The organism is Nocardia uniformis NBRC 13702 (assembly GCF_001613345.1).
GTDB lineage: Bacteria > Actinomycetota > Actinomycetes > Mycobacteriales > Mycobacteriaceae > Nocardia > Nocardia uniformis.
In genome coordinates this window covers 1-1,255 of the sequence record NZ_BDCE01000058.1, presented here as the reverse complement: position 1 = coordinate 1,255, position 1,255 = coordinate 1, and the positions used below count along the sequence as shown (strand labels likewise).

At 60.5% G+C, this 1,255-nt stretch carries 1 protein-coding gene; it reads left to right on the top strand.

What is annotated here, in order from left to right:
- Positions 1-431: 431 nt before the first annotated feature.
- Complete coding sequence (locus NU1_RS21255; protein WP_067523574.1) at positions 432-824, top strand: hypothetical protein; 393 nt, start codon at positions 432-434, stop codon at positions 822-824.
- Positions 825-1,255: the final 431 nt, after the last annotated feature.

Here is a 1,255-nt window from a genome sequence, read left to right as displayed (position 1 = left end):
AAGGAAAACTGAATTGGCCGTCGCCGTGCCAGCAGCCTTGTATGCATTCTTATCCTGCACGACCTTGATCGCCAGGTCGCCGTCGCTCACGCACCGTCAGTCGGATCACGGTACCTTCGAGATCGACATGCGCCCCGATCCAGTCCGCCCACGCCGACCGGCGTTGCAATCTCGGGTGCAGCCGACTCCATGCCATCGCGGTCACCGTACCGTACCCCCTTGTGTCAGTATGCATTTCGAAATCTTAAGCGCCCTATTCGACTGGGTCTCTGAACACAAACTCACCACCATGACGAGCGGGCCGACCACCCTGGGGTAGGTGGAGATACTCCGGAGCCGGGCAGTGAGACACCCGATCCGAGCGCAACCGAACCAGGCGGATCAGCTAATACTGCAACATAATTCGACAGAAGTGCCTTGAACATGCGGTGATGAACGAAGCTGTGTACCGTCGGCCTGTGGGGTGGTTCAACCGATCAACGCAGCATCAGGACGCTCAGGCTGCGGCCGAGTGGTCACGGTTCTGGGAGTATGCCAACTGGAACAACCTTCAGATTCTGTCGGTTGATATCGTCTATCACTTTGCCCGGCAGGGCACCAAAGCACTAGTGCGACTGCACAATACCGAATACCTGCGCGACGCGTGGTTCTGGGGGCTGCATGTTCAGCCGCAGTCCGTGGTCGCGGTTCAGGCCAGCGTCGGGTGGGGTCCTCATACGAACCGTCACGACGTGCTCTACATCGGAGACCGGTATGCCCCGGGTGTCTACGCTGTCGTCGCCCCGGCTACTGTCGCAGCAGCCAGACGGCATCTGAGCGGGTGAGCGAGGGGACGCAAGGGTCACCGGCACCGGCTACGTCCACTATTTCAGTCGCAGCCGCCCGGCTCGTCGCCTACGAAAGTCTGTGGACCAAACACGCCGCCGATGCACTTGCAGTGGACCGATGTGGGGCAGTCGAGGAGGAGCAGAGGCTAGATGATGCGCCGCACCGAATTCCTCAAGCGGTTGCACGACTCCCGGCGCCGGCGCACCGTCGACGGGTAGACCTCCACATTCAACGCCATCGACGTAGCGAATTGTGCCGGTGCACCGTAGCATTCGTGTTCCACGCCAATTCAGCAGTGCGCGGTAGAAGGTATTCTCGACACCCTCGCCGGGACAGCGACGCCGCAGCGGACCGTCATCACGCAACGCCGAGTCGTACCTCCTTGGAAATACCCAGCAACTCGAATCGAGTTGGCGGTAATCTGTCA

Bases quoted from the DNA above. Each gene is read 5' to 3' on its own strand.
- NU1_RS21255 (WP_067523574.1), top strand. From the start codon at position 432: ATGAACGAAGCTGTGTACCGTCGGCCTGTGGGGTGGTTCAACCGATCA.